17 protein-coding genes are annotated in these 23,387 nt (G+C 47.7%); 5 read left to right on the forward strand and 12 right to left on the reverse strand.

The window, feature by feature from the left end; genetic code table 11:
• A partial coding sequence (locus QUB56_RS17375; RefSeq protein WP_332956779.1) for a hypothetical protein occupies positions 1-296 on the forward strand: 296 nt, incomplete at its 5' end.
• Between the two features lie 19 nt (positions 297-315).
• Here QUB56_RS17375 and QUB56_RS17380 read toward each other — a convergent pair.
• The 3 genes from QUB56_RS17380 to QUB56_RS17390 form a co-directional block, all read right to left on the reverse strand.
• Positions 316-621: a hypothetical protein gene (locus QUB56_RS17380; RefSeq protein ID WP_332956782.1), complete on the reverse strand. Its 306-nt coding sequence runs from the start codon at positions 619-621 to the stop codon at positions 316-318.
• A gap of 1,826 nt (positions 622-2,447) precedes the next feature.
• Positions 2,448-3,236, reverse strand: a complete 789-nt coding sequence (locus QUB56_RS17385) for an SDR family oxidoreductase (RefSeq protein ID WP_332956783.1) — start codon at positions 3,234-3,236, stop codon at positions 2,448-2,450.
• Positions 3,237-3,591: 355 nt separating this feature from the next.
• Complete coding sequence (locus tag QUB56_RS17390) at positions 3,592-4,497, reverse strand: nuclear transport factor 2 family protein (RefSeq protein ID WP_332956785.1); 906 nt, start codon at positions 4,495-4,497, stop codon at positions 3,592-3,594.
• A 185-nt stretch (positions 4,498-4,682) separates the two neighbouring features.
• On the opposite strand from QUB56_RS17390, the gene murG reads away from it, so the two are divergent.
• Positions 4,683-5,780, forward strand: coding sequence for an undecaprenyldiphospho-muramoylpentapeptide beta-N-acetylglucosaminyltransferase (murG, locus tag QUB56_RS17395; protein WP_445243365.1), 1,098 nt, complete (start codon positions 4,683-4,685; stop codon positions 5,778-5,780).
• 70 nt (positions 5,781-5,850) lie between these two features.
• On the opposite strand, the gene ureG is transcribed toward murG, so the two are convergent.
• The 4 genes from ureG to QUB56_RS17415 all read right to left on the reverse strand — a co-directional run bounded on the left by ureG (position 5,851) and on the right by QUB56_RS17415 (position 9,150).
• On the reverse strand, positions 5,851-6,447 hold the full coding sequence (gene ureG, locus QUB56_RS17400; RefSeq protein ID WP_332956788.1) for an urease accessory protein UreG: 597 nt from the start codon (positions 6,445-6,447) through the stop codon (positions 5,851-5,853).
• A 307-nt stretch (positions 6,448-6,754) separates the two neighbouring features.
• Positions 6,755-7,468: an urease accessory protein UreF gene (locus tag QUB56_RS17405; RefSeq protein WP_332956790.1), complete on the reverse strand. Its 714-nt coding sequence runs from the start codon at positions 7,466-7,468 to the stop codon at positions 6,755-6,757.
• 326 nt (positions 7,469-7,794) lie between these two features.
• Positions 7,795-8,232, reverse strand: coding sequence for an urease accessory protein UreE (gene ureE / locus QUB56_RS17410; protein WP_332956791.1), 438 nt, complete (start codon positions 8,230-8,232; stop codon positions 7,795-7,797).
• Positions 8,233-8,658: 426 nt separating this feature from the next.
• Positions 8,659-9,150, reverse strand: coding sequence for a DUF4168 domain-containing protein (locus QUB56_RS17415; RefSeq protein WP_332956792.1), 492 nt, complete (start codon positions 9,148-9,150; stop codon positions 8,659-8,661).
• Positions 9,151-10,222: 1,072 nt separating this feature from the next.
• On the opposite strand from QUB56_RS17415, the gene QUB56_RS17420 reads away from it, so the two are divergent.
• A complete protein-coding gene (locus QUB56_RS17420) occupies positions 10,223-10,648 on the forward strand; it encodes a DoxX family protein (protein WP_332956793.1) in 426 nt (141 codons plus the stop codon).
• Positions 10,645-11,160, forward strand: coding sequence for a DUF4385 domain-containing protein (locus QUB56_RS17425; RefSeq protein ID WP_332956796.1), 516 nt, complete (start codon positions 10,645-10,647; stop codon positions 11,158-11,160). Before QUB56_RS17420 ends, QUB56_RS17425 begins: the two co-directional genes overlap by 4 nt.
• A 99-nt stretch (positions 11,161-11,259) precedes the next feature.
• Here the strand turns inward: QUB56_RS17425 and QUB56_RS17430 are convergent, their stop codons facing one another.
• The 5 genes from QUB56_RS17430 to QUB56_RS17450 form a co-directional block, all read right to left on the reverse strand.
• On the reverse strand, positions 11,260-11,730 hold the full coding sequence (locus QUB56_RS17430; protein WP_332956798.1) for a regulatory protein RecX: 471 nt from the start codon (positions 11,728-11,730) through the stop codon (positions 11,260-11,262).
• Positions 11,731-11,820: 90 nt separating this feature from the next.
• The gene (locus QUB56_RS17435) at positions 11,821-12,231 is read right to left on the reverse strand and encodes an AbrB family transcriptional regulator (RefSeq protein ID WP_332956800.1); all 411 of its coding nucleotides are present in this window, start codon (positions 12,229-12,231) and stop codon (positions 11,821-11,823) included.
• A gap of 1,596 nt (positions 12,232-13,827) precedes the next feature.
• Positions 13,828-13,995: a hypothetical protein gene (locus tag QUB56_RS17440; protein ID WP_332956801.1), complete on the reverse strand. Its 168-nt coding sequence runs from the start codon at positions 13,993-13,995 to the stop codon at positions 13,828-13,830.
• Between the two features lie 155 nt (positions 13,996-14,150).
• Positions 14,151-15,851, reverse strand: coding sequence for a CHAT domain-containing protein (locus tag QUB56_RS17445; protein WP_332956802.1), 1,701 nt, complete (start codon positions 15,849-15,851; stop codon positions 14,151-14,153).
• 4 nt (positions 15,852-15,855) lie between these two features.
• A complete protein-coding gene (locus QUB56_RS17450) occupies positions 15,856-16,110 on the reverse strand; it encodes a hypothetical protein (RefSeq protein WP_332956804.1) in 255 nt (84 codons plus the stop codon).
• 1,413 nt (positions 16,111-17,523) lie between these two features.
• Here QUB56_RS17450 and QUB56_RS17455 point away from each other — a divergent pair.
• Positions 17,524-22,926 carry a cadherin-like domain-containing protein gene (locus QUB56_RS17455; protein WP_332956806.1) on the forward strand — a complete coding sequence of 1,801 codons (5,403 nt, stop codon included), beginning with the start codon at positions 17,524-17,526 and terminating at the stop codon, positions 22,924-22,926.
• Positions 22,927-23,387 lie beyond the last annotated feature (461 nt).

Consider the following 23,387-nt stretch of genomic DNA (forward strand, 5'->3'; position numbering starts at 1 on the left):
GTGCGATCGACAAAAAAAACCCGGCCAAAATTGGTCGGGAGTTAATTAATCAGGGTGCATCTACTAATTTAATCTCCCGCAAGAGAGCACCTCTTTCAGGGCACTTTGGCAGAATTTGGCAGAATTTGTGGCGAACCCGTGCGATCGACAAAAAAAACCCGGCCAAAATTGGTCGAGAGTTAATTAATCAGGGTGCATCTACTAAGGTGATTTCCATTCCAGAATATCCCCAATATGACTGTAGCCGGAGCGTCTCGCTGGCGTTGCGGGCAGGATGCCCGCAACGCAATAGGTAATTTATTTCTGAGAAATCACCTAAGCCTCGATGCCAATCCAATTGATGTGCCAGCCATTTGTATTGGCTTGTGCCACTGTCAGAGGGCTGCTGTCTGACCATTTAACGTATACACGAAAACCCGTGGCAGTTGGGGAGTAGATAGACGTAGCTCCCGTAGTTGCCCAATGATTGCTGGTGCCGCCAAGTGATGTGATATACACAGGGGTACTAGAGAACTTCCCCGTACTGGTGTTGACATCAACATAGATGCCAGTAGCGCTATATAGCATCCAAGCCGTTGAACCTTGCGGGGTGTTTCCCGAAGCAATTCTTTGATTCGACATATAGGTATCTCCTGTTCGTTGATGATTGGTCTAGCTTTCGACTGCTTAAAGGGAAATCACCTAATTTAGTCTCCGGTAGTACCCCACCTCTTTCGCGACAGTTTCGGAAATTTGCCCGAATTTGACGATTATACCACTTTACTATGAAACTGCACTTAGATATAACGCTAAGGATCTAGTTCCCACCAGAGAGAGAGATCAGCCTCATTAGACTTCTTGCCAAATAATTTTGTGCTATTATAAAAACTTTCGACAATTTTTAAATCTAGCAGGCTGGGCAAGTTTAAGGAGATGCCAATCAATCCAATAATTAAAAGTTTGACCTAAACTCGAGCAAACTTTTAATTATCACAGATATTTTTTTTGCAAGAGGTCTATTTAGTGTATCTTCATAGTGAATTGGTATAAGCGGGCGATCGCTCAAAAAAAAACCCGGCCAAAATTGGTCGGGAGTTAATTAATCAGGGTGCATCTACTAATTTAATCTCCCGCAAGAGAACACCTCTTTCAGGACACTTTGGCAGAATAGGGCAGAATTTGTGGCGAACCCGTGCGATCGACAAAAAAACCCGGCCAAAATTGGTCGGGAGTTAATTAATCAGGGTGCATCTACTCCTTAAGCTTTCTGAGAATTCCAGCGCAATCCGGACAATCTCAAATTTTTTCAGCATCAGCCTCGATACCGCAAAAAAAAACCCGGCCAAAATTGGTCGGGAGTTAATTAATCAGGGTGCATCTACTAATTTAATCTCCGGCCCCAGAGCACCTCTTTCAGGAGACTTTGGCAGAATTTGCGAAAATTTGTGGCGACGGCGTGCGATCGACAAAAAAAACCCGGCCAAAATTGGTCGGGAGTTAATTAATCAGGGTGCATCTACTCCTTAAGCTTCCTGAGAATTCCAGCGCCATCCGGACAAACTGAAACTTTTTCCGCATCAGCCTCGATACCGCAAAAAAAACCCGGCCAAAATTGGTCGGGAGTTAATTAATCAGGGTGCATCTACTAATTTAATCTCCCGCCAGAGAACACCTCTTTCAGGACACTTTGGCAGAATTTGGCAGAATTTGTGGCGAGGGCGTGCGATCGACAAAAAAAAACCCGGCCAAAATTGGTCGGGAGTTAATTAATCAGGGTGCATCTACTCCTTAAGCTTTCTGAGAATTCCAGCGCCATCCGGACAACTTCAAACTTTTTCAGCCTCAGCCTCGATACCGCAAAAAAAACCCGGCCAAAATTGGTCGGGAGTTAATTAATCAGGGTGCATCTACCAACTAAGCTTCCGGTTCGAGGTGTACCTTTTCGGGACAGTTTTGAGAATTTGCGGCGAGGGGGTGCGATCGACAAAAAAAACCCGGCCAAAATTGGTCGGGAGTTAATTAATCAGGGTGCATCTACCAACTAAGCTTCCTGCGAATTCCAGCCCCATCCGGACAGTCGCATTAAATTTTTCAACAGGGCGATCGCTTGAGGATAGGCAAAATCTGAATTACAGAGTTGGGGGGCGATCGCATTTCGGATGAATTGACCCGCGCGGAGTCCGATCCAGGAGTGAGTGGGGCGATCGACTGTGTATTAGTGCCGTTTCTTTTGATTGGGAGGCAGTTTGACCGACTCTTCTCTGTGTAAGTAGTATAAAAGCGCGATCGATACCTTTATCAAGATACCTACTACTACTAGACTAATAGCTAGTAGTAGTGAACCTAATGAGAACAATATGTCAATAACTCTCTGCCGTTGAAACCTACCTACACAAACGAAATCAAAGCGTATAGGGACTAAGAAATAAAGGGGTATTTAATTCTGGTTTGGTATCACCATTTACTGCTCAAAACTCTTTTCGGTGAACCAGAGTTGCACTAGCTTGGTCTGTCGGAACTAGCAATACTTCGCTAATATTGACGTGGGGCGATCGCGTCGCGCAAAAATACACGACATCCGCTACATCGTCCGCAGTCAGAGGTGTCAATCCTTGATAGACATTTTTGGCTTTTTCTGCATCGCCGTGAAACCGGACCTTACTAAATTCTGTTTCCACCAAACCCGGCTCTATTTCCGTCACCCGCACAGGTGTTCCCAAAAGGTCTTGTTTCAACCCTTCAGAAATAGCTCTCACTGCTGCTTTGGAAGCGCAATAAACATTACCTTTCGGATAAGTTTGGCGGCCTGCTATTGAGCCGATATTCACTACGTGGCCTCCGCCTCGGCTTACCATTCCCGGCACGATTGAACGAGTCATGTAAAGCAAGCCTTTAACATTGGTATCAATCATTTCTTCCCAATCTTGAAAGTTGCCTTCGTGCAGTTTGTCTAAACCGCGGCTCAATCCCGCATTGTTTATCAGAATATCGATGCTTTTCCAGGCATCGGGAAGCGCAGCTATCGCCGATTCGACTTGCGGGCGATCGCGCACGTCCAATTCTAGCAAATAAATTTCCTTCGCCGAGGCGATCGATTTTGTTTCTACAAGTTCGTTTGCCAGTCGATCGAGTTTTTCAAGGCGGCGGGCTGCTAAAATTAGTTTGGCTCCACCTTTGGCGAATATCTTGGCACAGGCTGCTCCGATACCGCTACTCGCACCTGTAATGAAAACAATTTGATTTTGGAGAGAAATCATTTTTAATAAGAAGGAAGATTTAGTAACCGCAGAGGGCGCAGAGGGCGCAGAGAGAGGAAGGAAGAGGGAAAAACTGAGTTTTTAGTTGGTATACAATCAAGTCGGGCCAATTAACCATAATTCTTGTAGGGGCAGGTTTACCTGATTCTCTCATTTGTATTAGAGATTTTACTTAACCAAGAATTTCAAAGGTGGTACAAGCCTCCGGATTTATCCGTGGAATCAATCCCAAATCGAAAATCCTCAAGCCCCCGCATTTATCCGTAGGGTCAATCTAAAATCTAAAATCTAAAATCTAAAATCGATTGACCCGCCACTACAGAAATTACTCAAATAACCCATAACACCTATTTTATTACTTGACAACCCGCAATCGCACACTAACCATGGCAATTCCGCCTTGTCGCATCAAAACTGCTGAAACCCACCGATTTTCAGGCGTAGCCGGAGCTTTACCTACTTTAAAAATCCCCCCAGAATTTAGCAACTCCAGCTCGACTGGTGACGGATTAAAAAATGTTTTTTCGGTAACGGGTTCCTCCAAAACAGTCCCTATTAAAATATCATCGCCGATCGGCTCTCGAACAATGGCATCAAAATGGTACTCTTCGCCCACCTTAACTTGCTCGGGCAAATTCACTTGGAGTGTGGGAGGATTTTTGCCAGAACTCAGCTGAGTTTGTTCGGCTAAAATCTCTTGCTTAACTATTTTTTCACCTTCAAAGCGCTGCTGAGAACGGATGGTAGCTTTGAGATTTAATTCTCTGCCATCCTTTTTATTAGTGCCGGCAATTGTAGTTACGGTTTCTGCGACAATCGCGCTACCTTCTGTTTTCCAAGATTGGAGTTCGGTACGGTAATTTAAAGTCGGATATCGATCCCAGAGTTGGGTGAGGGCTTTTTCCATGCTTTGGCTGTTTAAGCCGTCAGAATGAGTGAAATTCTGGCTGTAAAATGCCATGACTGCTTTGACATCGCGCCGGTTGGCTGCTGCGTCAATTTCTGTTAGCAGTTTTGTCAGTGGGGCCGGCGCATTTGCTCTTGTTTGGGCGATCGTTTGCGGAGTCGCCCCGATCGCACCGATCGCTCTTACCGCACTCGGATGCAGCACACCAGCACTTACCACTGTTAAACATAACAACATTTGAGCGATCGACTGCCCGCAGTTAAAGCCGAAAACGATCGCCCGACCGGCTTTTTCGTCCCGACGGCTGGAAAAATACTGAGATGCACTTGGCATTAAATTCAAAAAATTACGCATTAGATGATAATTTGGTTATTTGTCAGGAGTCGTGGCGCGGGCAACTATTCGCCTGCAACGAAAACTGACAATGAAAGGAGGGACACGGCACAATCTAATTTTAGATGGCTGATTGAAAATTGGCTGAAACTGCCGGAACAATAAGCATAATAATCTAAAACCTCAAATATAAAATTGATCGACCTGTGGAACTTGTACTTGTAAAAGAAACTAATACCTTGACAAAAGCCCCCCTCCGGTTGTTGGTTGCAGCTAGCGGCACTGGTGGACATCTATTTCCTGCGATCGCCACCGCTGGCCAGTTGAACGACTGTCAGATCGAATGGCTAGGAGTCCCAGACCGCATGGAAACGCAATTAGTTCCATCCCTTTACCCCCTCCACACGATCGCCGTTGAAGGCTTTCAGCATCGATTTGGACTCGGTACACTGCGAATTTTGGGCGGACTCGCCGGCTCGATCCTTCAGGTGCGGAAGTTGCTCAAAGCGGGAAATTTTCAGGGAGTGTTTACTACCGGCGGTTACATCGCAGCACCGGCAATTCTGGCGGCCCGGTCTTTGGGTTTGCCGGTGATTCTCCACGAATCTAATGCAATTCCCGGGAAGGTGACGCGCTGGTTTAGTCCTTTGTGCACTGCTGTGGCGATCGGATTTGAAGCAGCAGCCCAGCATTTACCCCGCGCGAAAACCGTGGTTGCTGGTACGCCGGTGCGATCGCAATTCCTGACTCGCCAACCTCTAAATTTGCCCATTCCTGACAGCGTACCTGTAATTTTAGTCATGGGCGGCTCTCAAGGTGCTGTCTCTGTCAATCAGTTAGTGCGGCAGTGCGCTCCGGCTTGGTTTGATGCTGGTGCTTGGGTAGTTCACCTCACCGGAAGTCATGACCCGGATGCTGAAAGTTTGAAACACGAGCAATATTTGTCTATGCCATTTTACGACAATGTGGCGAGTTTGTTGCAGCGAGCAAATTTAGCAATTAGTCGATCGGGTGCCAGTGCTCTGACAGAATTAGCAGTGACGGGAGTACCTTCTATTTTAATTCCTTATCCTCACGCCGCTGACGACCACCAAAGATTTAATGCGGAAGTATTTGCCGCATCTGGCGCCGGCGTGGTTTTCCGTCAAAGCGAACTAACAGCAGAGGTATTGCAAAGCAAAGTGTTGTATTTGTTAAGAGATTCGGAATATTTGGCAAAAATGTCTCAAGCTGCTTCTGAATTAGCGGTGAGAGACAGTACAGAACGTTTGGCAAATTTGGTCAGGGAATTGGTGGTGAGGTGATTGTTTTTAGGAGTTTTAACCGCAGATGTCGGCAGATTAACGCGGATGGACGCAGATGAAGACTGATGTTTTACATGATGTGGGAATGGATGAATTTAACTACTGATTCTAATCCTTCTTTAGTCTTCAAGTTAGTAAAAACAACTGGTTTCTCCCCTCGCATTTTTTTAGCGTCCCGTTCCATCACGCCTAAATCTGCTCCCACGAAAGAGGCGAGGTCTATTTTATTAATCACTAACAAGTCTGATTTAGTAATTCCAGGCCCGCCTTTGCGCGGAATTTTATCGCCCGCAGCGACATCGATTACGTAAATTGTTACATCTACTAACTCCGGGCTAAAAGTTGCAGCCAAATTGTCGCCGCCGCTTTCTACAAACACTAAATCTAAATCAGTGAATTTGTTTTCTAGCTCTTCTATAGCTACTAAGTTGATCGAAGCATCTTCGCGGATGGCTGTGTGGGGACAGCCTCCCGTTTCTACTCCCAAAATTCGATCGCTCTCCAAAGCTTGACTCCGAACCAAAAACTGTGCATCTTCCTGAGTATAGATATCATTAGTAACTACAGCAATCTGGTACTGCTGTCGCAGCGACTTGCACAAAGCATCAAGTAAAGCAGTTTTTCCCGAACCAACCGGGCCGGCAATTCCTACACGAAAAGCACTCATATCGATTTTAGATTTTAGATTTTAGATTTTAGATTTTTTGAGATTTTAGTATGTGCGCTATAAGCACTTTACGCGACTTTAGGATGCTTGTGGCTCACCTTCGATCGATTTTAGATTTTAGATTTTAGATTTTAGATTTTTTTTATTTTACTATGTGCGCTATAAGCACTTTACGCTACTTGAGGGTGCTGGTGGCGCACCTTCGATCGATTTTAGATTTTTTTTATTTTAGTATGTGCGCTATAAGCACTTTACGCTACTTGAGGGTGCTTGTGGCGCACCTTCCGCGGATTTCCCCCTTGAATTTTTAACTCCGAAACAACCGAGTATACTGAGTCTCGTGGGCCATGCTAGCCAGTCCTAATCCCCAACTGCAACTACCAAGGTCATCATCTTCTAATTGTAAAACTTCTCGCGCCGTGCAGCTAATTTGCGATCGCACATCTAACAGCAATTGCTGACCGGCTGTTTGACCGAGGGGAATCAGTTTAACGCCCGCACTCGCCAAATTTGCAGCCCAACTGTACAAATATCCTAACACGGCCGCTTCCTCTTCTATCTGCCAGCTTGCCGCGGCAATGCCAAAGCCGATCGCAAAATTGCACGGATTGCCGCCACATTCCACCAAATCTTTTACTATTGTTGTTAACACAGAAGAAACGGGCGATTCCCTGCGGGATAGCTTCGCTTCACGTAAATCCAGCAGCAACCTCACCAACGTCCGCCCCATTTGCCAACTTTGCAAGCGCAACTCTTCTGTTTCCTTCGCAGCAGTCGCCCAAGCATTCCAGTAACTCAAAGCGGCCAAATCCCCCCTCTGGGCCGCCCTCAAAGCCCTTACCACCACAGCCGCTTCTACTCGAACTGCCCCGAATTGCAGCGAATTTTCTAACCAATTCCTTAAAGTAATCTCGCTGTCGATCGCACCGGTTTCTACCAGACTTTCGATTCCCTCAGAATAACTATAAGATCCCACAGGTGCAAAAGCTAACTGCAACAAACATAAAAGTTGATTGTTCACTGTCGATCTCCAATCTGTTACCATTCTCTTAATCTGCGTGAATCAGCGTCAATCCCTTGTCATCTGCGGCCCGACAAATTCTCTTTTTTTAACCGCAGATACAGGCAGATAAACACAGATTAACGCAGATGAATTATATCAATTCCGCTTGCACCCTCGGTGATTGTTGACTGGTGAGTGTTGACTGGATTTTACCCCGACGATGCTACCGGATTTAATATGACTTGTTGTTTGTTGAATGACCGAAACCAATTTGGTCCTCAGCCCTCGGATTCATCGGTGTCCGTAAATCTAAAATCTAAAATCTAAAATCTAAAATCTAAAATCTAATGGCTGTGCCCGTAAGCGCCTATTTCTGGCTGAAACGGTACAATTTCCTCTGTTACTTCTAAACCCATTTTTTCCAGCATTCCCTGCAACACAGAGTCTGGACAAAGCCTTAAATAATTCTCGGCAACTTCTAAAGCTACGTGACGGTTTCCTAAATGATAAGCTGCCCGCATCAGTAACAGCGCAGTTGAGGCCCGCGCTGTCAGCACCAATTCGGGTTTTGCACTTACCAGTACCAAACAGCTACCGTCTTCGGACTCCAATAAATCCCTATCGCGCAGTACCGTACCTCTTGGCAAACTCAGGTGCAGCCTTTCCCCGGTTTCTGTCTCCAATCTGTGGCGACTGCGAGTGCGATCGTCGGCTGTCATTGGTAAGGTAAAGCTGACAATAGCATCGGGATTTGGCCGCAAATGTTTTGTGAAAGTTAGCATTTTTATATTCTATTCCTCTGACGAATTTACTTCACATCTAGTTTTTGAGGAATATCTTTTCGAGCTAATTGGAATTTACAGGTTTTTTCACCGGAAGGATAAGCGATTGAACTGTTGAAAAAGCTGATTCTGTCTATCTATGTAATATCTTTCAACAACCCTCATATTTTGTTGGGGTATAAAACTTTTTTGCCTTGATATCCGGTAATGTACGGTTACATCCAGGGATTATCTTATCTAGTGTCACACCTAGTCGGAAAATAGTCATCTCTCTCAACCGCTCCCGTTCTTGTCTAATTACCAAATTTGGGTCATTTTGTCCAGCACTTTTTTAAAGACGATCGCCATTTTTTCCAATATTTTTCCCTACCGTCTCGTAACTCGAACAATAGAACGGGAGAGGAAGAAAGACTCAAACCCCCGATATTATTTATTGCCCGGTTGTTGCAGTCGCAGCAGCTCGGCTTGAATTAGCTGTTTGACTCTCGGATTCGCTTGCTGGAGCAAAGTGAGCTGGTTGAAGCGACTAACTGTCAAGTTATTACTTTCGATAATTTTTTTAGCTTGTTGGCAGTAATTCACCGCGATGCCACGAAAACTTCCAGACAGCCTGTTAATTTCCTGAGTTTCGTTGCACACTACTCTGGGAACCGAACCCCCAGCCATTCCTTTAATTTCGTTATAAGCTTCCACCCGTCTAGGTTCTATTGCTAAGACGGAGCGAGCGTAGTTAGTAATTTCCTGGTTGCTAATCTCTTGAGCTTGGGCTCCGGCTCCGAAAACGAGGCCTGGGGATTGTCCGTACAAACCGGGCGCCCATCCCCCGGCCAAAGCTGCTGCCGAAATGATGCCTGCAAACAGCGATTGTCGCAGCATCCGGTTTACGCGAAATTTTGAGTTGTTGAGTGAGGTGTTCATGGTCGTCGGTGATTGCTTGCGTGTAGATAAAAATGACACAGCGCTGGGAGGCTCAATCTTTTTGAATAATGTGGTGGCTAAAAAGTTCCTGCCGTTGGTGATAATCTTTAATTCAAGCAGGATGGTTTGGGAGTTGCTATGGCGATCGACTTTTTAGCAAATTCCATAATTTCATCCATTGTAACATTTTTGGGAGGTTGACAAAACACCAAATTTAGACGGTAATTAAAATTACAGAGCCTTCCCGAATTGCCTCTACCCATAATTCTTAAAGCGAAACATTAAATAATTCTAAAATTCCTTGACAAAATACTCGCATTAATAGGTCAAGTTAAGGTACGCGCAAGCGTTGCTATCCCGTTCGCGAAGCGTTCCCGAAGGGTAGGGAATCGCCTGCAAGCCAAGCTCAGAGGATTTTAGATTAAAGAATTAAAGAATTGAATAATTGGGGATGACTTATAGCGGTTATCAAGCGTGGTGAGGTATGCCCCTGGGCCCTATACCCTATGCCTTATGCCAGAAAGTACCTCGTGTTACGCTCGAAAGGCTATATTCTGTATGGGTTTGGAGCGCGAGCCTACAGTTGCATTCTTTTTTTTAAACTGGTGTCAAAATTAGCAGCAATCGCACTCATCAATTCTCTTGAGGATTTAATGTTAAGCCCAGGCTGATTTGTCGATGGAGAAAATCCCCCGCTGGCGCGGGCTGCAGCCTCCGCCCGAGCCGGAACCAAAAATCAGGTTTTACTACCGGAAGATAGAGACAGCAGCAGGGAACTAGACATTAAAATCTTGGTATCAAAATGCGCGCTATCTGTTTTCGGCACTCAACCCGCAGGCCGAAGATTCGAGTTCTCGCTTCCTCAAGTTTGGGGCTGCGAAAGTTTGTCTGGGACTTACCCAGAAACCAGGTTTTTTTACTAAAGAAGATCGTTTCAGCCACCAGCAAGAGTACACAAACCCGGAAACCGGGAATTTTTGTGTCGAGAGTGTTCTTGTCATCTCGATCGCAGATAGCGATTTTGTGCAAGCATTCTCTCCGCAAGTTAACAATTATTAATTACCAATTCCCCATGAAAAGTCAAAAAGAAATTTGGCGAGTTATCCTCGCAGTAGCTATGTGTATTGTAGGCGTGCTGCACTTTACAGTGCCGGCACCTTTTATCAGAATCGTGCCGCCCCAGCTTCCTTACCCGGAAGCATTGGTTTATATCAGCGGTTTTTTTGAGATTTTGGGCGGAATTGGGCTGTTAGTTCCTCCTGTGAGCTCGGCGGCGGCGTGGGGATTAATTGCCTTGTTTATTGCCGTGTTTCCAGCTAATATCAATCAAGCCGTCAACAACATTCCGATAGAAGGGATTCCCCACAACCAATTACTGTATTGGTTGAGGCTGCCTTTTCAAGCTGTCTTCATTGCTTGGGCCTGGGTTTATACCCAACCAGATGAAGGTAAACCGCGGGCTTCTATAGTTCCAGATAGAACAGAAAACGCCCCATGAAGCAGTTCGACTACTCTTTGGATTTTAAGAACATCGACTTTCGAGAGCACCCGGAACTTTATCGGGTAGGGAAAGGAGAACAGGGAGTGCTGTTGGTGGAACCCTACAAAGGAGAAATTCTGCCTTTCTGGAGATTTAAGACTCCTGAAATTGCCCGAGAGTCCAGCAGCAAAATTTACTCCTTGTTTTTAGAGTATCTCGATGCCGATGATTTTGTTGGAGCCGACATGGCCCGCAAGTTCTTGCAGATGGGGTACACTCGATCGCGTCGCTACGCCAACCACAAAAGCGGTCGGAAATATGAGGAAAACCCTCAAAAGCTGAAGTCTGCTGCAGAGCAAAGCAGAGCTCGAAAAGATATTTTGCCGCTAGAAGCAGATCCGGTGAAAGCAGAATCGGCCGCCATTTTTCAAGAGAAATGGATGCTGGCCAAAATCAACGAGAAATATCTCCAGCTTTTAGCCAGACACCGGCAGATGTACGAATCTTTTTTAGTCAAGTCTGAGGATTGACATACAGTTACAAAAACTCAGGACTCACAATTTAGCCCCCAGCAGTGCAGTTGTGCTTCACTATCTGGGGGCCGCATCGATCGAGGGTTGTACTATAACTTACTCATCATCATCTTCTTCTGTCTGCCACTGCCGCCAAATTTCAAAGGCATTAAAGCCCCTGTATTGCAGGTAATTCAAGACTTTGCCCTTGGTTTTCGGATCTGCTTTACCCCAAGTATCGATCTTGTATTTCCGCATGATTTTGGCTTTTAATTCCGCCAGTTTTTCTGCTTCGGAGTCCTGATTTTCGGCAATTTCTTCTTCCCAGACTTGCTCGAACAAATCGCTGGTAATTCCTTTTTGCAGGCACTTGCGCTTGATGGCGGACTTCCCGTATTTGCCTGCTGCAGAGGCGATAGAGTTTGCCACCAAGCGAGTGTCGGACTGATAGCCCCGGTCTTGAATTTGCGCGATCGCCTCCAATATTTCTTCATTGCCAAAACCTTTCTCTTGCCCCTTTTTGCGAAGTTCAGAGGCACTGTAGTCTTTGCGGGACAAGAGAAAATAGAAATACTCAAGACAGCTCATCAGTTAAATCGAAGGGTAGCGCGCAAATACTCGTGTAGCGAATGCGAAATCCAGTCGCCTTGCCCGAGACTGACTGCATCGCGATCGCCTTTATTCTTCTGTATCCTCCTCTTCTTCATCCAATTCCACATCCGGTCTGTCCACATCGATCTGAATCAAGCGAATGTGCTTGTATCCGAGCTTAATTTCAAACTCGTCTCCCGGCTTTAATCCCATTTCTTGGGTATAATTTGCCCCGATCACGATCGAGCCATTCTTGTGAACGCTAGCTCGATAACTCGCTTCTCGCCCGCGTCCGTCTGCTTTCGACTTCTCTAGCTCAATGCCCTTAGCAGCTAACACTGCATCGTAAAACTCAGCCAGATTAATCCGCGTTTCTCCACTTTTGCTGACTGTGAAGTAGCCGCAAAGCTTTGCAAGTTCTCTGCGTGGCAAATCGCTGCCTTTGATTTTTTGAAGCAGACCTTTTCCTGTTAAGGGTGCTGTAGCTGTTTCTGCCATTGACCGTACCTCGCTTATTGGACTTTACTTATATCAATTACAACACATTAGATTAACTTTGTTTCACTGTCAATACTAAGAATTCTGAATATTAAGATTCTGGATAAATTTCTGTGGCCTCAAGACCGGGGGTGCAAGTAAGGATGCTCGAAGGGCGATCAATTTGCTGCTCGCGGCCCAAATGCTTGCGTAAGCCTCTCTTGCGATCGCGCGGGGAATTATTGTCGCAAATTAAATGCTTTACTTTTTTACAGTAAAGTCTGTTCCCTGCATTCACCAGTCCCCGATCGTGTCTGCGGTCAAGGTAAAAATAAGACAGCCAGGAATCGAAATACCTAGAGGGCGGCCGCTGCAAAGAAGCCGAAAGCAGTTACCGGCGCAGGGTTAACTTTTACCTCAACAAGGGGAGGCAGCACTTGTTCTCGATGCGGCTGCCAGCTACTTCCAGTTTACAAAAAGAATCCAACTGTAGGCCCTTGCTCCAAACCCTTATGGAATAAGTCATTCCCACTTCTTCAATCTCAAATCTCAAAGGGTATAAACCCTGTTTTTCGGGCTGGAAATCCCCTCAAAACCCCAAATACCAACGAGCAATCTTCTATTAAGGTGTTCGGCATATAACTTGCACATAACGCAGTCTGGGGAAGGCAATCCGGTAAAAATTGAAGGAAATTTCACCTGTTCGTTGAACGGGTTTAAGCTAAAACCCGACTCAATGGGCGCGGCGGCAGAAACATCGCGCAGCTACCAGGAGGGGAATAGTTTCGATCGGGGGAGATTGCTTCGCGACTCTTAACACTTCGTTGCGAATCAGTAGATTTTTAGGGGGAACTCGGGAAAATCTTCCTCCTCCGGCCCCAAGGCAGAGAATTTGAGCTTCTTTCCACAGGGGAATTGAAAAAGACCGAGTTAAATGCAGAAGAGCTTAAATGTTTGATGCACTACAAATTATCAGCCGTTCCCGGCATGGAGTTTTGGTGCAAATGTACTGGTTCCCACTCTTCGCCTGCAAACTGCCAGACTCTCAAAATTTATGCGCAAGCTGTAGGGGCAGGTCAAACTCACCACCGCTTCGACAATTACTTATTGTGAAATATAGTAACCGCGCTGACGGTGAGGACGTTCTTAATTGTTCCAACTCTTGCTTTTATTGTCTTGTGCCGAATGACGAATGCGCAGGCGGCCTTTCTGGGCCTGCACAAAAACGGATACAAGCTACCGACTCCTTTAGTGGAGAACTCAAAATTTTAGACTCTTGTTCGAGCTCCCAGATTCATCTGTGGAGTAATACCAAATCCGGGGAAAGCTACCCCTTTTATCAAAAGGCGGTTGAAACCGCTGCAGGGAGTCAAACTTTGATCTGCCTCTGCAGACAAGCCAGATCGAGGGGGTATTTAAGCCGGATTTGGTATAAATCTAAAATCTCAAATCCTTCGACGCTTGGGTTCATATCAAATCCGTTAGCATCGGAATAGTAAATTCGAGTTCACTGTTGACGGTTGACTGTTGACTGTTCGCTGTTCACGGCGTCAACAGTCAACCGTCAACATCACGGACGGTGTAACCGGAAATGATATCACGCCCCCGTCTAAAATCTCAAATCGACTGACGAATTCTAGATCGAGCAGTCCCGGACTTACTCTCTAGACGAGAAACTGGGTTTCTTCCTAGATGTTCCGGTTGCCTAGCTTCTGATTTTGGGTAGAAACCGGGTTGATGAGCCGGATCGTCCTCCATGCGATCGAGCAGCATACTTTTGATCATTTTTCCAGCGGCAGCCGGGAGCCAATTGCCAGCAACAACCAGAGCCTGTTTAGAGTAAGGGCAAGCAAGTCCAAACTCAGCACTGGCGGAGGTTGTTGCTTTTACTGGCTCTGTTGCAGGTAATTTTGCGACAGGGGAGGCGGAGGTTGTTGCTTTTACTGGTGTTGTTGCAGGTAATTTTGCGACAGGGGAGTCCGTACCGCCGGCAGTAACTCTTCTGGTTTCGTGTCTCGGTGGTGCGAGTACCGCCACCCAAAAAAGCCAGCACTCAAAGCAAGGGGCAACAAGCAAAGTATCAGGGCCACAGATTTTTTCAATCCCGGTTTTTTTAACGGTTTCTGAGCCGGTGCTGCAGCGGAAATTGCTTGGATAACCGAAGAGTCAGGATTAGACATAGAGCAAGGCTTCGCCACCGGTGAGTTTGGTGAATTAGCAGCCTCGGCTCGATCGTTCTGGTGAACCCAATCTCTGCGATCTTTTAATTGGTCGGGCAAATATTCCCAGACTTCGCCGTCAGAACTGTCTGACTCACACGATCGATTGGCTGGCATTGGCGGGTATTGGGCGATCGCCGAAACCGGAGACGGCGCCTTCCATTCTGTACCCGCGATCGCCGGCTGCGTTCCCGACGCGATTATTTGCACCCGAGACCCGGATGCCGCGCTGTGGGCTGGGCCGCCGATCAGATAGCCGTCAAAGTCCGGGTGCTGGTAGAGAATCGGCAAAGCCCAGTATAACTGGTGAGAACCGTAGGCAGAAATTAGTCCGGCTCTGGCCCGGCTCAGGCTGAGATCGACTGGATAGCCTTGATTGAGGTTGCGGTAAAACAGTCGCGTCAGAGTCAGGGCTACATCGTCGGGGATGCTTTCTGCCATTGCTAGCACTGCCGGAATTCCCCGCTTGACTAAAGCTTCGGTTAAGTTGCGTTCCGGGCTGTCGTCCGCGAGCTCTGAGGGGTCGCCATAGGCGCCGCGGCACGAGTTGAACACGGCCATCTGAATACCGTTGTTAACGAGCAATCCAGCTAAGTCGTCGCCGCTCAAGGTTTCGGTTAAGCCGGTGCGGCTGCTGACTAGGTAGAGTTCGCCACCTCTGGAACCTAAGTTGCTGTGGCCTGCGTAGTGCAGGACTTGGTAGTGTCCTTGTTCTAGGGCTTGGGTAAGTTGTTCTCGATCGGGCTGTTCGAGAATAGTCAGTTGAATTTCCGGGGAGTGGGGGCTGTTTTTGAGAGGGTTAGCGCTGCGGTTTTCGAGTTCTTCTTGCAGGTGGAGCACTTCTCGCTTGAGCTGCAAGCTGTCTCGATCGCTCGGAGAGGCGATCGCCATTAAAATTTTTAGCGGCCCCGGCTGAGGCACTATCCGGGTTTGTTTGAACAAACTTGTACCTGGTTGGTAGCGGGAAAACACGACATCGGTGCCGGTTGCCAAAGGGCGATCGCCGGCGTGCAGAACTTCCCACGGCAGCCGCGGCAAGTGCCGGCCTTTGAGTCCGAGCCGCAGTTGCAGCACTTCTCGGCGGTGCTGGGCGATGCCTTGAGCGCAAGTCCAGCTATCGCGCAAGTTTCCTTGAAACAGCCCGCTGTATAATTGTTGCCCGAGGGCTACTAAATTCGGCCCTGAGCTGTTTCCCGAGCGCGAGATTCCGCGACCAGCAAAACTGCTTCCCTGTAATGCTTTTCCTTGGAGCAAGCCCACCAGCGGGTCGTTCATCAGTTGAGCAGAGAGTGCAAGCCATTCGTCGATCGGCCAGCGGACTTGTTCTTCTGCTAAGGGTACACCGGGTGCCACCCTTTCTGTCCGCACTAGATATTCGTCGTCCCCAACTGGGGTGACTGAGAGTTGAAATTCCTGGCTCACGGATTTAGCGCCCTCCCGCCTTAATTCTGTATTTGCCTGCGTTTTTGCGGCTAGCAATAGCGATCGGCAAAATTATTTTTACTCTTTGAATGAAAGTTTCTGAATGCGCTTCCCCCGATCGGGCGAGCGCTGGGGTCAAATATATTTGTTCAAACACCTTGAGGGTATAAAAGTTGTACTTTAATAACAGTTTATTAGTTTTTATTGCTCTGTGGCTCAGTGAAAGCCGAAATTTCTCAAATCTTGCTATCTTTAACATTTTGCACCTCTACCGCAGACCCCTTTAGGTTTGTCGCGAACTTGAGTTTCTCATTGCTGAGTAAAGTTAAATTGGAGGCACTTTACCAGGCGGATATCGAGTTCTTATTAAAATTACTTCGCCTCTGGCCAACCGGTTTCAGGGCAATATCGAAGGCAAAGTTGAGTATTTTTTTTTTTTTGGCGATCTGTCGATGGATCCTTACCGCTTATCCTCTAGCACCACCCCCCCATCTGAAATCTTGATTTTGTGTCAATTAATTAATTGGTCAGCCCTGGCTCCTCATCCGTAAGCCCTCCGCCCTCATCCGTAAGACCGAGCGTGGCGATCGGTAATCGATAGTTGACCATCGATAATTGCTAATCGAGTATTGCTAATTTACCACTTTCATGTTATTAGATTTTTTAATTTAACTGTCTTAATCTAGTTAAAGTTCAGCAGGAAAAATAAAGTTAAGGAGCCAAGAATTCTCAACAATACAACGGCTAGGAAATTATTCCCGTCCTCTCCAGGAACAATCATTTTTATCATCTAGAGGACTAAACCTCATCAAGCTGGTTTCTCGGAGAAATATCGGATTTGGCAGCGAAGCCTCTACCAAGCAACCGGGTTTTTCAACCCCGCGGTGCGTCATTCCCGCTCAAAATGCCGATCGAGCTTACAACTTTAACCAAAAACAACTCCTGCGTTTATTTCTGTTCGTTTCTGAATCTTACAATCTGTCTTGAGATAAATAGATGTTTCCCGGCTATTTTTTTTTTGAAAATAAAGGTTTTTTCATTTTGCTGGGCTCGGTAAAATCGAGATAAAATTAGGCGACTGAAAATAAAAACAAATATTTGCCCGCGCGAAATATCTAAATTTCTAATTAGTCATCGGGAACTAAAATAAGGAGGGTGCTGTCGTTTAGGAAAGAAGCTCAAATCCTACGTCAGGGAAGGATTTGTCCGAGCTGGGAGTGTTACCCTACTTCAATGCACCCAGGCTCGATCGCAAGAAAAGCAAGGGTAAAATTTTGGGGTTCAAGGTTGTGGGTAGTTATCTGGGAGTTGTAAGTTGCGAGTTTAAATTCAGCTAATACACTGTATAAATTACGTATAAACTCTACAGTTAAGGCCACTTGGGCGCAGCTTACTGGAGAAATTACGGAGAAGAGCTCAAATGCTCGGCTCTTCGGCGCAGCACTTACGGTGTAGGTGGCGGCTCAATTAATTTGTGTGCGGCATTGCAGAATATAAAACTCGCAACTGAGAGCAAAAATCCCTTGCAGTTTAAAAGGCATCTATAAGATAAAAATGAGGCGATCAGCCCCTCTAGCAGGCGCAAGCATGAAGTTAGAAATTTTTTCTGCTGTCTCCTGTTTGCTGATAAATTGAGTCTAAGAAGCTTACCAGTGTGTGGGAAATATCAACAATGGCCGAAGAAAACTTGTTAAAAACGCTACCGGAAACACCTTTGCTCGCTCTAGCAGATGATACAGGAATTCCTGAGATGACAGACCCCAATTGGATGTTTACTACACCGCTCCCCGTCGATCCAGAAGAGTCCGAGGACGACGAGTTAGTCAAGTTAATTGAGAAAAAGATTGAGGAAAAGATCGCCAGCGAGATTGGCAGCAGCGCCGATAACGGCAAAGGTGCGAATCAGTCTAACGGCGCATCAGAAAATGGCGTTGAGGATAACAGCAAAATTGCTAAACTTAGCCCCCCCTTACCCGAGGAGGAGGATGATGATGACAGCGATCGCCGCCGCACGATCGAAGGTACCGATGACGATGACGATATTGTAGCCACCGGCGATCGGGATAAGATCTTCGGCAAAAAAGGCAAGGACAGAATCAGAGGAAACCGCGGCAAAAAAAATACAATCTACGGCGGTAAAGATGACGATGATTGCGAGGGCGGCGATGACGACGATGAAGTAAGGGGCGATCGGGGCAACGATACCGTCTACGGCGGCAAAGGCAACGACAATTGTAACGGCGGTAAAGATAACGACAGCCTTTTTGGCGGTACCGGCAACGACACCTGCGAAGGCGATGACGGCGATGACTGGGTGCACGGCAACGAAGGAGATGATGACGCTGACGGCGGCGAAGGCAACGATACCGTCTACGGCGGCAAAGGCAACGACGATTGCGAGGGCGGCGAAGGCAACGATGCCGTCAGGGGCGATACAGGCAACGACGATTGCGAGGGCGGCGACGGCAACGATACCGTTAACGGCGGCAAAGATGACGATACCGTTAGCGGCGGTGTAGGCAGCGACAACTGTGCAGGCGACGACGGCGACGACAGCGTTAGCGGCGGCACCGGCGACGATACCGTGATGGGCGGTGCCGATAGCGACAACTGTGCAGGCGACGACGGCGACGACAGCGTTAGCGGCGGCACCGGCGACGATACCGTGATGGGCGGTGCCGATAGCGACAACTGTGCAGGCGATGACGGCGACGACAGCGTTAGCGGCGGCACCGGCGACGATACCGTGATGGGCGGTGATGGCAGCGACAACTGTGCAGGCGACGACGGCGACGACAGCGTTAGCGGTGGCACTGGCGATGACTCCTTGATGGGGGGCGACGGCAACGACGCTTGCATGGGTGACGACGGCGACGACAGCGTGATGGGCGGCAGCGGCGACGATACCCTGATGGGCGGTGCGGGCAACGATACCCTCGTTACTGGCGACGGCAATGACATGGCAGATGGCGGCGGCGGCGACGACAGCGTTAGCGGCGGCGGCAGCGGCGACGATACCCTGATGGGCGGCGAGGGCAACGATACGCTGATGGGCGGTACTGGCAACCATACCTGCGTCGGTGGTGCTGGAGATGACGTTTATGTCCTGAGTAACTCTACCAACGGCGCGAGTTCAGTCATCACTGACTACGAAGACGACAAGGACAAGTTTTTGCTGTTTGGCGGCTTGAACTTTAGCAGCTTGACCTTTATACAAGTCGGTGGCAATACCGAAATTCGGGTCAATAACTTCGCGCTGGCGCTATTGTTGAATGTCAACGCAACGCTTCTCGATGCTGGCGACTTTTTAGGAGTTACCGGTTCAACTCCAACTCCAACTCCAACTCCAACTCCAACTCCGAGGCCGATTTTTAACCCTCCGCGACTGGAAAGTAATAATAGCTTGACTGCTGGTTCCAGCGGCAGCGAGCAAACTATTACTTCTGCGTTGTTGAGTTTTGTCGATACCCAGCAAGGTCCTAGCGGAATAACCTACAGGCTAACTGAGCTGCCCCCTGCTACAACCGGGCAACTATTCTTTAAGGGAGTCGCCGTAACACAAGGCGGTTTTACCTTCACTCAAGCAGATATTAACGCAGGCTTGTTAAGTTTCAAAGCGGCAGTCGGTTTTATCGGTGCGGCTACTTTTGGTTTTGAAGTTAGCAATGGCAGAAACGTTGTCACCAGCCAGCGTTTTAGCTTGAACGTCGAGGCAAATGTCTTTAAGTTTGGTGGCACTACACAGGGTCGAAATATTGTCGGTTCTGCGACGCTGGATAACGACATCGAAGGCAGCGATGGTGATGATGATATTACAGCCGGCAAAGGCAAGGACACAATCATCGGCGGCAAAGGCAAGGACACAATTAAAGGCGGGGATGGCGGTGACAATATCGAAGGCGGCGAGGATAATGACTCGATCGAAGCTGGCATCGGCAATGACACAGTAATAGGCGGTCCTGGGAATGACACATTAACTGGAAATGATGGCGATGACTCGATCGAAGGCGGCGAAGGAACTAATAGTCTAATTGGGGGTGCTGGCAAGGATAGCTTTATTTACCGCACTTCCCGCCAACAGATTCAAACAGTTGCAGAAGCTGACTTTATTACTGACTTTAATGTCGCTGAGGATGTTTTAGAGCTTTCTACGGCAGCTTTTGGTAATCTCAGGGTTTCTAGCTTGACCCGACGGGAGATTACTTCTACTTCTGTTGTTGGGTCGATCGGCAGCGCTAATTTGCTCGACTTCACCCTGGATACCACTGTTACCAGCATCGCGACTTTGCAAGCGCGGTTTGCACAGTTGGGTGGCAACCCAGATGCGCCTATTTTCTGTGAGTTTATAGATGCCACTACCGGCCGTGCTGTGCTGGTATTTGCTGTTGGGGCGCGCTTTGAAATTGTGGCCAGTTTCTCGGCCAGCATTCGCCTGCAAATCAGTAACTTTGTCTTCACGGGCCCGGAACTAAATATTCCTGTCGGTACTGCTGGTGCTGACAATGTGGATTTCACCACTTCTCCAGCCCCAGTTACTTACGATGGTTTAGCAGGCGAGGACAAGATTGTCGGCAGCAATTATAACGATAACCTCAAGGGCGGCGACGGCAACGATACCATCACCGGCGGCCTCGGTTTGGATGTCCTAAGCGGCGGCAGTGGTGCGGATCTGTTTGTTTACAGGACAACTAAAGAAGGCGGCGATAAAATTTCCGACTTTAAGTCGGGAACTGACAAATTCGAGTTTAGCGCGAGCGCTTTCGGCAATTTGACTACGACTAACTTTGACGGTGTTAGCGGGCCTTCTCCTGACATTACTGGCAAAGAGTTAGTGATTTTCACGGGCGGCAGTTATGCCTCTTTGGAAGCTGCACAAGCTAAAGCCCTGGGCAATTCTACAACTGCTGGTTTCTTCGCATTTACTAATGCGTCGAACGAGACTGTGTTGTATTTTGACTCGAACGGTACGGTGGCCGGTGGTTCTACCTTGATTGCTAATTTGGGTACTGCTACTACCAATCTGGGAACGGCGGACTTTGTATTTACAGGTACGATCGCACCTCCTACGACTGGCACCACTACCAACTCCGGCAGCGTTGCCGATTTAACTGCGGCTGGGAATACTTTCCCCATCGCCTTTAACAATTTCGGTTCTGGTGCTGGCGGTTACAATTTCACCACCCCTGTCTTGTTTACCGGCAATGACAGTGCTAACAGCGTCACCGGTACGCAATTTGCTGACATCCTCAACGGTGGTGGCGGTGCAGATATTCTCAACGGCGGCAGCGGTGCAGATATTCTCACGGGCGGCAGCGGTGCAGATGTTCTGACTGGCGGTGCTGGTGCGGATATCTTTGTTTACAAAGCAACAGGTGAAGGCGGTGATACAATTACTGACTTTACCCTTGGGGTAGACAAATTCGAGTTTACTGCGAGCGCTTTCGGCAATTTGACTACGACTAACTTTGACGGTGTTAGCGGCGTTACTCCTGACATTACTGGCAAAGAGTTAGTGATTTTCACAGGCGGCAGTTATGCCTCTTTGGACGCTGCACAAGCTAAGGCCGTGGGCAATTCTACAACTGCTGGTTTCTTCGCATTTACTAATGCGTCGAACGAGACTGTGTTGTATTTTGACTCGAACGGTACGGTGACCGGTGGTTCTACCTTGATTGCTAATTTGGGTACTGCTTCTAGCAATCTGGGAACGGCGGACTTTGTATTTACAGGTACGATCGCACCTCCTACGACTGGTACTACTACCAACTCCGGCAGCGTTGCCGATTTAACTGCGGCTGGGAACACTTTCCCCATTCCCTTTAACAATTTCGGTTCTGGTACTGGCGGTTATAATTTCACCTCTCCTGTCTTGTTTACAGGAGATGCGAATGCTAACAGCGTCACTGGTACTCAATTTGCTGACATCCTCACTGGTGGTGGCGGTGCAGATATTCTGACTGGCGGTTCTGGTGCGGATATCTTTGTTTACAAAGCAACAGGTGAAGGCGGTGATACGATTACTGACTTTACCCTTGGGGTAGACAAATTCCAGTTTACCGCGAGCGCTTTCGGCAATTTGACTACGACTAACTTTGACGGTATTAGCGGGCCTTCTCCTGACATTACTGGCAAAGAGTTAGTGATTTTCACAGGGGGCAGTTATGCCTCTTTGGACGCTGCACAAGCTAAGGCCGTGGGCAATTCTACAACTGCTGGTTTCTTCGCATTTACTAATGCGTCGAACGAGACTGTGTTGTATTTTGACTCGAACGGTACCGCAGCCGGTGGTTCTACCTTGATTGCGAATCTGGGTACTGCTTCTAGCAATCTGGGAACGGCGGACTTTGTATTTACAGGTACGATCGCACCTCCTGCGACTGGTACTACTACCAACTCCGGCAGCGTTGCCGATTTAACTGCGGCTGGGAACACTTTCCCCACCGCCTTTAACAATTTCGGTTCTGGTAGTGGCGGTTACAATTTCACCTCGCCTGTCTTGTTTACAGGAGATGCGAGTGCTAACAGCGCCACGGGTACTGAGTTTGCTGACATCTTCAGCGGCGGTTCTGGTGCCGACATTTTCGACGGCGGTTTGGGTAACGACAGCATTTCCGGCGACGATGGTGATGACAGCCTCTTCGGCGGTGGCGGTAGCGATACTCTCAACGGCGGCCTCGGGAATGACACTTTAATCGGCGGTTTGGGAACCAATGTTCTCAACGGCGGTGCTGGTTTGGATGTGTTTGTGTTCAGCGGAACTACTGCTGACGGCGGGGATTTAATTACCAATTACAGCGTTGCTGATGATGTAATTAACCTCGACAAAACTGGTTTTGCAGCGTTCACCACCGGAGGGACTTTGGCTTCGAGTTTCTACGCTTACAGCAGTACAGTTTCTGTAACTGCGCTCGAAGCAACTTTAACCGGGCCGTCGATCATGGCTATCTACGACAGTTTGTCTACTAAGCTGTATTACGATAGCAACGGTTCTAATGTTGGCGGTAACAATTTGTTTGCAACTGTCAATAATGTCAATTTTGGACCGACCGGTAATTCTGAATTGTTCTTGTTCTAAACGGCAAGCATCCTAATCGGGATATCGGCGCTACAGGTGGGGACACGGCAATGCCGTGTTCCTACAACATACGGGTAGGGACACACCATGGTTGTGTCCTTTTTTTTGGTAATAGTTCAATAATTTAGATGAGCTTTTTTGGGTAGGAAAACGGCATTGCTGTGTTCTCTTTTGCGTTGTTGTTGATGGTTGGAGTCGATCGCACTCGCGAGGGCAATTTCACTATCCAATCCGGTTGATTTTACCCGTTATATCATTCCGGTTGTATCGGAATGATGAAACCGCCGAGGACACAGAGGATGCAGAGAAAGGGAAGAGAGAGATGAATAATTCCGAGGCCAACGGATTTGATATTACCCAAAATCAGGACACGGCGCCGTGCCGTTTCCCTACAATTAATCGGGCCGCGGTTAAATTTGTATTCATTAATCCCTCTCCTGTGCAAGTACAAACGTTCGTTT

The organism is Microcoleus sp. AR_TQ3_B6 (assembly GCF_036702785.1).
GTDB lineage: Bacteria > Cyanobacteriota > Cyanobacteriia > Cyanobacteriales > Microcoleaceae > Microcoleus.

Bases quoted from the DNA above. Each gene is read 5' to 3' on its own strand.
- QUB56_RS17435 (WP_332956800.1), bottom strand. From the start codon at position 12,231: ATGGCAGAAACAGCTACAGCACCCTTAACAGGAAAAGGTCTGCTTCAA.
- QUB56_RS17380 (WP_332956782.1), bottom strand. From the start codon at position 621: ATGTCGAATCAAAGAATTGCTTCGGGAAACACCCCGCAAGGTTCAACG.
- QUB56_RS17390 (WP_332956785.1), bottom strand. From the start codon at position 4,497: ATGCGTAATTTTTTGAATTTAATGCCAAGTGCATCTCAGTATTTTTCC.
- QUB56_RS17450 (WP_332956804.1), bottom strand. From the start codon at position 16,110: ATGTTAAAGATAGCAAGATTTGAGAAATTTCGGCTTTCACTGAGCCAC.
- QUB56_RS17420 (WP_332956793.1), top strand. From the start codon at position 10,223: ATGAAAAGTCAAAAAGAAATTTGGCGAGTTATCCTCGCAGTAGCTATG.
- QUB56_RS17415 (WP_332956792.1), bottom strand. From the start codon at position 9,150: ATGAACACCTCACTCAACAACTCAAAATTTCGCGTAAACCGGATGCTG.
- ureG (WP_332956788.1), bottom strand. From the start codon at position 6,447: ATGAGTGCTTTTCGTGTAGGAATTGCCGGCCCGGTTGGTTCGGGAAAA.
- QUB56_RS17440 (WP_332956801.1), bottom strand. From the start codon at position 13,995: ATGATCAAAAGTATGCTGCTCGATCGCATGGAGGACGATCCGGCTCAT.
- ureE (WP_332956791.1), bottom strand. From the start codon at position 8,232: ATGCTAACTTTCACAAAACATTTGCGGCCAAATCCCGATGCTATTGTC.
- QUB56_RS17430 (WP_332956798.1), bottom strand. From the start codon at position 11,730: ATGAGCTGTCTTGAGTATTTCTATTTTCTCTTGTCCCGCAAAGACTAC.
- QUB56_RS17455 (WP_332956806.1), top strand. From the start codon at position 17,524: ATGGCCGAAGAAAACTTGTTAAAAACGCTACCGGAAACACCTTTGCTC.
- QUB56_RS17425 (WP_332956796.1), top strand. From the start codon at position 10,645: ATGAAGCAGTTCGACTACTCTTTGGATTTTAAGAACATCGACTTTCGA.
- QUB56_RS17385 (WP_332956783.1), bottom strand. From the start codon at position 3,236: ATGATTTCTCTCCAAAATCAAATTGTTTTCATTACAGGTGCGAGTAGC.